The 7,728-nt window shown below is 53.4% G+C and carries 5 protein-coding genes; all 5 read right to left on the reverse strand.

Annotated elements, in window-relative coordinates:
• Positions 1-2,688 (reverse strand): preprotein translocase subunit SecA, encoded by a 2,688-nt coding sequence (locus C0623_00560; GenBank protein PLY03875.1) that lies wholly within the window; start codon positions 2,686-2,688, stop codon positions 1-3.
• A 156-nt stretch (positions 2,689-2,844) separates the two neighbouring features.
• Positions 2,845-4,656, reverse strand: coding sequence for a translational GTPase TypA (gene typA / locus C0623_00565; GenBank protein ID PLY03876.1), 1,812 nt, complete (start codon positions 4,654-4,656; stop codon positions 2,845-2,847).
• Positions 4,657-4,829: 173 nt separating this feature from the next.
• Positions 4,830-5,726 carry a peptidase M23 gene (locus C0623_00570; GenBank protein ID PLY03877.1) on the reverse strand — a complete coding sequence of 299 codons (897 nt, stop codon included), beginning with the start codon at positions 5,724-5,726 and terminating at the stop codon, positions 4,830-4,832.
• 102 nt (positions 5,727-5,828) lie between these two features.
• Positions 5,829-6,290 (reverse strand): GNAT family N-acetyltransferase, encoded by a 462-nt coding sequence (locus tag C0623_00575; protein PLY03878.1) that lies wholly within the window; start codon positions 6,288-6,290, stop codon positions 5,829-5,831.
• 16 nt (positions 6,291-6,306) lie between these two features.
• The coding region (recN, locus tag C0623_00580) for a DNA repair protein RecN (protein ID PLY03879.1) at positions 6,307-7,728 on the reverse strand (1,422 nt) is incomplete at its 5' end.

Below are 7,728 nucleotides of genomic sequence, written 5' to 3' on the forward strand. Positions count from 1 at the left end.
TCAGGCGCCGCAGCATTTCTTGTATTTTTTACCGCTGCCGCACGGGCACGGATCGTTCCGACCGACTTTTTCCTCATCACGAGCCACCGGCTTGCCGGGACTTCCTGATCCACTATGCCGATTCAAAAAATTTTTCTTCTTGCGCTGTTCATCTTCCATCCGGGCGATATCTTCGTCCTGGGCTAACTGCACCCGGAACAACTTCATGATGATTTCCTGACGGATCCGCCCCATCATTTCCATGAAGAGGTTGTAGGCCTCACGTTTGTATTCCTCTTTCGGGTTGCGCTGGCCGTAGCTGCGCAGACCGATCCCCTCTTTCAGGTAATCGATATTAAGCAGGTGCCCTTTCCATTGGGTATCGATAGTCTGTAAGAGCAGAACCTTGAGCAGGTGGTCCATGACCTCGGGCGTAAACTCTTCTTCTTTTTCACGGAACTTGGTCATGACCTGCTGAAACAGGCTCTCTTCAAGTTCCTCGGCTTTGAGATTCGGGTCATCGGCACTCGGAAGATCCGGCGGAAAGTTGAACTGGTTAAGAAAATCTTCGTAAAGTCCCCCCCAGTTCCATTGCGCCGGCTTGTCAACACAGAAGGTTGCAACCATATCACCGACCGTCTCGTCGTTGATCCCTTCGACCATCTCTTTCAGATTTTCACCACCGAGCACCTCACGACGCTGAGAGTAAATAACCTCGCGCTGGCGGTTCATGACATCGTCATATTCGATGAGGTGCTTACGAATCTCGAAGTTGTGACCTTCGACCTTGCGCTGTGCCCCTTCGATCGCCCGGCTGATAATCGGATGTTCAATCGGCTCACCTTCCGGAATTTTGAGTTTTTCCATAACGAAGGCAACTCTCTCGGAACCGAAGATCCGGAGCAGGTCGTCCTCGAGGGAGAGGTAAAAGCGGCTCTCGCCCGGGTCGCCCTGACGCCCGGAGCGCCCGCGCAGCTGGTTGTCAATACGACGCGACTCATGCCGTTCAGTACCGAGAATATAAAGACCGCCTGCAGCCAGGACTTCCTCCTTTTCGGCGGCACATTCAGCCGAAAATCTATCAAGGCTTTCAGTGAAGGCCTGTTCCGGATCAGCGGCAGTCGCCGCCGCTTTCCTTGCCAGCATCTCGGCATTGCCGCCAAGAACAATATCAGTTCCGCGGCCGGCCATGTTGGTCGCAATGGTGACTGCACCCTTACGGCCGGCCTGGGCAACGATTTCGGCTTCCTTGTCGTGCTGCTTGGCGTTGAGAACGTTGTGCTTGACACCCTTCTTTTTCAAAAATTCGGAAAGCTTTTCAGAGTTCTCGATCGAGATCGTACCGACCAGCACCGGCTGTCCCATTTCATTACAGTGGATAATATCCTCGACGACAGCTTCAAACTTCTCATTCTCGGTTTTGTAGATCATATCCGACTGATCCTTGCGGACCATCTGCTTGTTGGTCGGAATAACAACGACGTCAAGACCATAAATTTCCTTGAACTCAGTCGCTTCGGTTTCAGCGGTACCGGTCATCCCGGCCAGCTTTTCATACATCCGGAAATAATTCTGGAAAGTAATCGTCGCCAGGGTCTGGTTCTCGCTTTCAATCCGCACCCCTTCCTTCGCCTCAACCGCCTGGTGAAGACCATCGCTCCAGCGCCGGCCCGGCATCAGGCGACCGGTAAACTCATCAACGATCTGAACCTCGTTGTCCTTGACAACATAATCGACATCCCGCTTGAACAGGGTATGAGCCTTCAGCGCCTGATTGACATGATGCAGAACCTCGATATGCATCGGATCGTAAAGGTTGTCAATACCGAGTATCTTTTCAACCTTGGCGACCCCCTCTTCGGTCATTGATGCATTCTTCGCCTTCTCATCGACCGTATAGTCGCCGGTATACTCCCGCAAGGTCTGCCCGATGCGGCCACCATCACGATGTTCGATTACTTCCCCCAGCTTGAGCTGGGGAATGATCCGATTGACCGCACCATAGAGATCGACCCGGGACTCGCTCGGACCGGAGATGATCAGCGGTGTCCGCGCCTCGTCGACAAGAATCGAGTCGACTTCGTCAACGATAGCGAAGAATGGATTCCGCTGAACATATTCTTCGAGATCGAACTTCATGTTGTCGCGCAGATAATCGAACCCGAATTCATTATTGGTCCCGTAGGTGATGTCGCAGGCGTACGCCTCCTTGCGTTCAGCATCGGTCTGCCCGTGGATAATACAGCCAACAGTGAGATCGAGAAAATTATAGACCTCGGCCATCCATTCGGCATCTCGGCTGGCCAGATAATCATTGACCGTTACAACATGAACACCTTCACCGGCCAGAGCGTTGAGATAGACCGGCAGAGTCGCCATCAGGGTTTTACCCTCGCCGGTCTTCATTTCCGATATCTTGCCTTCGTGCAGAACGATGCCGCCGATCAACTGAACATCGAAATGGCGCATTCCAAGCGTCCGCTTCGACGCCTCTCGAACCACGGAAAACGCTTCCGGAAGCAGGTCATCGAGAGTTGTACCGGCGCGGTAACGCTCCTTGAATTCGGCCGTTTTGGCCTTGAGCTGATCATCGGACAAAACCTCGAATTCGGCCTCGAGATTATTGATCCGTTCAACCAGCGGCTGCATCCGCTTCAGATCACGTTCATTTTTACTGCCGATAATCTTTTGAACAATCGATCCAATCATATTGACTCCAGAAATTCAATCCGGATAGTCTCCGGTTATTATTGTTGATAAACATAGAATTTTAGCACAGTGGATTCCATGCCTACAAGTCAAGAAAGGGTAGATTCCGTAGTAATAAACAAAAAGGGCAGACCGTATGGCCTGCCCTGATTCATATCATGCTTTCCCTGCCTTGGAGGCCTTCTTTCGTTCATGTTCGATCAATACCTTTTTGCGCAAGCGGATCGCATTTGGTGTCACCTCAACCAGTTCATCATCATCGATAAACTCCAGCGCCTGTTCGAGACTGAGAATCGTCGGCGGGGTCAGGCGAACCGCTTCGTCGGATCCGGAGGCCCGTACGTTGGTCAACTTTTTACCTTTGCCGGCATTGACCACGAGGTCCTTTTCCTTGGCGTTCTGACCAATGATCATCCCTTCGTAAACCCGGACGCCGGGGCCAACAAAAAGGGTGCCTCGATCCTGCAGGTTCCACAAAGCGTATGCAACCGTTTCGCAGGCATCCATGGCAATCAGTACGCCGTTCTTACGTCCCGGGATATCACCCTTGTAAGGTGCGTACTCATGGAATACATGGTTCATTGTCCCGGTACCACGAGTATCGGTCAGAAACTCGGTCCGGAAACCGATCAGGCCACGTGCCGGGATGACGAATTCTATCCGGACGACGCCGTCCATCGGTTCAAGCTTGACCATTTCAGCCTTGCGGGTGCCGAGCTTTTCGATGACCGTCCCCTGGTATTCCTCCGGGACGTCGATTGAGAGATACTCCATCGGCTCACAGCGCACCTCATCGATCTCGCGATAGATTACCTCCGGCTTCGAGACCGCCATCTCGTACCCCTCGCGCCGCATGTTTTCGATGAGAATTGACAGATGAAGTTCCCCCCGGCCCGAAACCTTGAAGCTGTCGGTATTGTCGGTATCTTCTACCCGCAGGGATACATTGGTCCGGAGTTCCCGCATCAGGCGATCACGCAATTGCCGACTGGTCACGAATTTGCCGTCGTTTCCGGCAAATGGCGAAGAGTTGACGATGAAGTTCATCGAAAGGGTCGGCTCATCGATCGAGACATAAGGGATTGGTACCGGGTTGGCGGCATCGGCCAACGTTTCTCCGATGCCGACATTTTCGAAACCGGCAATGGTTACAATATCACCGGCCGCTGCATCGGGGATCTCGACCTGGGTCAACCCCTGATAACCGAGAAGTTTGGTAATTTTGCCGGTAGTCGACTTGCCATCATGATCGATCAGGGCAACCGACTCCCCGGCAAAAACCTTCCCGGCAAAAATCTTCCCGGTAGCCGTCCGACCGATATAGTCATCATAATCGATACTTGAAACCAGCATCTGGAACGGCGCCCCTTTGTCCCCTTCCGGAGGCGGCACATGCTCACGGATGGCTTCAAACAGCGGATCGAGGTTTTCACTCTCATCTTCCGGCTCATTCTTGGCAATGCCGAGCTTGGCACTGGTATAGATGATCGGGAACTCGAGTTGATCGTCCCTGGCGTCGAGTTCACAAAACAGGTCGAACACCATATTAACGACCTCTTCCGGGCGCGCACCGGGACGGTCGATCTTGTTGATGACAACAACCGGCTTATGACCAAGACCAAGTGCCTTTTTCAACACAAACCGGGTCTGCGGCATCGGCCCGTCAAAAGCATCAACCAGCAACAGAACCGAATCGACCATCATCAGGACCCGCTCGACTTCGCCACCGAAATCGGCATGCCCCGGCGTGTCAACGATATTGATATGCATATCATCGCGCTGTACCGACAGGTTTTTCGACAGGATCGTGATGCCTCGCTCCCGTTCCAGATCATTGCGATCCATGACCCGGTCAACCACCTTCTGGTTGGTCCTAAAGATTCCTGACTGCTTGAGCATGGCATCGACCAGGGTTGTTTTCCCGTGATCGACATGGGCAATAATGGCAATATTTCTGAGTTCATTCATGGTTTGATTCAATCTCTCAATTCAGTTCTTTTGCGACAAAACGAGACACCTTACTGGTTTGACCGAAGGAAGTCAAATAGAGAATCAGCCGCTTGCGGACGAGACGAAAATGCCGGCAGAAAAAAGGCCCCGGCAGATTGCCGGGGCCTGATGAAACATATTGAGTTATCAAGCTAGAGGAATTTCTTCGGGTTAACCGGAACACCGTTGCGCCTGATTTCATAATGGACGTGCGAACCGGTTGAACGGCCGGTATTACCGACCTTGGAAATCTGCTGACCGCGGACAACCCGCTGACCGGCCCGAACAAGGTTCTTGGAATTATGCCCGTAATAGGTCCGGTAGCCATAACCATGCTCAATAATAACCAGCTTGCCGTATCCGGGTACGGTCTCCGATTTACTGACCACACCATCGGCCGTCGCATAAACCGGCGTACCGGTACGGGCCGCGATATCGTAGCCTTCATGCATCTTCCGCTTACCGGTAAACGGCGACTTGCGCATACCAAAACTCGAGGTCAACCAGCCTTTGACCGGCCAGCCGGAAGGTTCGGCACCGACCATTGAACGCTGGTCGTTGAGAAATCCCTGAATCTCTTCCTGGCTTTCACGGCGCAAGTCTATGTCACGACGCATCTGGTCTATGCGGGTCTGCAGTTGCGAAAAAGAATCGTTTTCGTCAATTTCAGGTGGCCCGCCGATACCGACCATGGTGTTGGACTTCGGCTTCGAAAGATCGGCCATGATCCGCACCTTGGCGTCGGTCTGGGCGAGTAAGCGCATTTCCGTCTGGAGATCCTCAAGACCAGCCACCAGGCGCTGCAACTCATTGCGCTGCTGGCGATTCTCAGCCTGTAGACGGGTCAGTTCAGCCTGATCAAGCTCCGAAAGAACATAGTCAACGGTCATCGTCGTCAGACCGATCAACACGACCGCCGCAAATGCAACCCAGCCTTTGAGAACTGATCGTTTGATATTGAAACGACGTACCTGATGCGAACCTTCAGGAATGATCAGGAATGTAAACTTCTTGGCAGACACTGCGTCCTCCGGTATACGACTCGACATTCGGCCTTGGCCGACAATCCATCTAAAGTATAGGTAATACTGTAAAAGTTCTATTTATGTCAAGACCAAAATTTATTACGGTCCTGACCTGCAACCAGTCTGTCAGCTGCCTGATGCCAGTTCGAGCTGCATGGCAATTTCGTCACATTCGGGAAATTTTGCGCACTTGATGCAATCACCCCAGATCTTGTGCGGCAGCTCCGATTTTTCGATTTCATTAAATCCGATCTTGCCGAAAAAGCCGGGTTGATAGGTCAGGCAAAACACCCTTTTCATCCCGATTTCACGGGCCTCATTGATCGCCGCATCAACCAGCAGGCGTCCGATGCCTTTACCGCCAGCTTCAGCAGCAACGGCGAGCGACCGGATCTCGGCCAGGTCTTCCCAGCAGACATGCAGCCAGACCGTGCCGACAACTGCTCCGGCATCTTCAAACACATAAATATCCCGGATCGTCTCGTAGATTTCGGGCAACGAACGGGAAAGCATCAGTCCGTCCCCCGCATACCCGATCAGGAGTCGATGGATCGCTTTGGCATCGCCAATCCGCGCTTTACGAATCATCTCGTCACCTCCATCGCTACCCGACCTGACCGACTGAGCGACCGATCAACTCCCGGGCGTGCTCGAGGGTTCGATCCGTAACCTGGGCACCGCCAAGCATGCGCGCCATCTCGTCGACCCGCGCTTCGCCATCCAGTGCCACCAGATCGGTTCTTGTCCGATCATCATCCTGATGTTTCTCGACCCGAAAGTGGTGATCGGCATAAGCAGCGACCTGGGGCAAATGGGTTACACATAGAACTTGCAAGCCTTGCGCCACTTTTTTCAGTTTTTCCCCGACCTTGGTCGCGGCGATACCACCGATACCGGCGTCAACCTCATCGAAAATAGCTGTCGTCATTGCTTCATCAGCCGGAACCGAGCGCCGGACTGCCAACATAATTCGCGACAATTCGCCGCCAGAAGCTATTCTATTCAAGGGTTTAGGATCCTCCCCCGGATTCGCCGCGAGAAAGAAGGAACAACGCTCCATGCCCCGCGCTGAAGGCTCCTCAAGGGGCTCAAGCCGGACCTCGAAACGGGCCTTCTCGAGAGCGAGATCCTGTAGCTCGGCCATGATCTTCTGCTGCATCATCAGGGCACCGGATTGCCGTTTTTTGCTCAAGGCTGCCGCTGTTTGACGCAATTGGGCTTCAGCATCTGCCATTTTTTTCAGCAAGGCGTCGCGGGAAGCCTCAACATCGGAGAGTTCTTCAAGCTCACTGACGATCGCCTTATGATATTCAATCAGCTCTTCAACCGTCGGCGCGTACTTGCGTTTGAGCGACGTCAGCAGGGCCGAGCGTTCTTCGACTTCAGCCTGACGCTGCGGGTCGAAAACAATTTGTCCGGCATAATCGCGCAGCCGCGAGGCAACATCTTCCAGCCCGAACTGGGCCTGACGCAGTGCCTCAGCCAACTCGACAAACATCGGGTCGACATTCCGGAGGCCATCCTGTTCAGTGGCGAGACTGGCGATCCGATCACAAATCGCCGCCTCCCCTTCATACAGTTCGGAAACTCCGCTGGCACAGACCGTTGCCAGTTTCTCGGCATTCTGAAGCATTTTGCGTTCGCGCTCAAGCTCCTCATCCTCCCCTGGCCGAAGTTCGGCCTGTTCAAGCTCCTGGGCCTGGAATGAAAGCAGATCGAGTTTTTGTGCACGATCACGCTCCGCCAGTTCAAGTTGGGCCAGCCTCTCCTGCAGAGTTTTGAGCTCGGCATAAGACCCTGCATAGGCCGCCAACTCGTTGTCAACTCCTGAAAACCGATCGAGCAGATCGAGATGAGCCGACGGTCGCTGTAATTGCTGCTGCTCATGTTGCCCGTAAATGGCAACCAGATCGGCAGAAATAGACTGTAACTGGGACAGTGTCGCCAGCGAACCATTCAGGTAGACCCGGTTTTTCCCGCCACGTGAGATGATCCGTCGCACCAACAATTCATCACTGACCTCAAA

The sequence above is a fragment of the Desulfuromonas sp. genome (assembly GCA_002869615.1).
Taxonomy (GTDB): Bacteria; Desulfobacterota; Desulfuromonadia; order Desulfuromonadales; family UBA2294; genus BM707.

What these genes read in the sequence shown, in the direction of transcription:
- typA (PLY03876.1), bottom strand. Translation starts at nt 4,656, where the DNA reads ATGAATGAACTCAGAAATATTGCCATTATTGCCCATGTCGATCACGGG.
- C0623_00560 (PLY03875.1), bottom strand. Translation starts at nt 2,688, where the DNA reads ATGATTGGATCGATTGTTCAAAAGATTATCGGCAGTAAAAATGAACGT.
- C0623_00570 (PLY03877.1), bottom strand. Translation starts at nt 5,726, where the DNA reads ATGTCGAGTCGTATACCGGAGGACGCAGTGTCTGCCAAGAAGTTTACA.
- C0623_00575 (PLY03878.1), bottom strand. Translation starts at nt 6,290, where the DNA reads ATGATTCGTAAAGCGCGGATTGGCGATGCCAAAGCGATCCATCGACTC.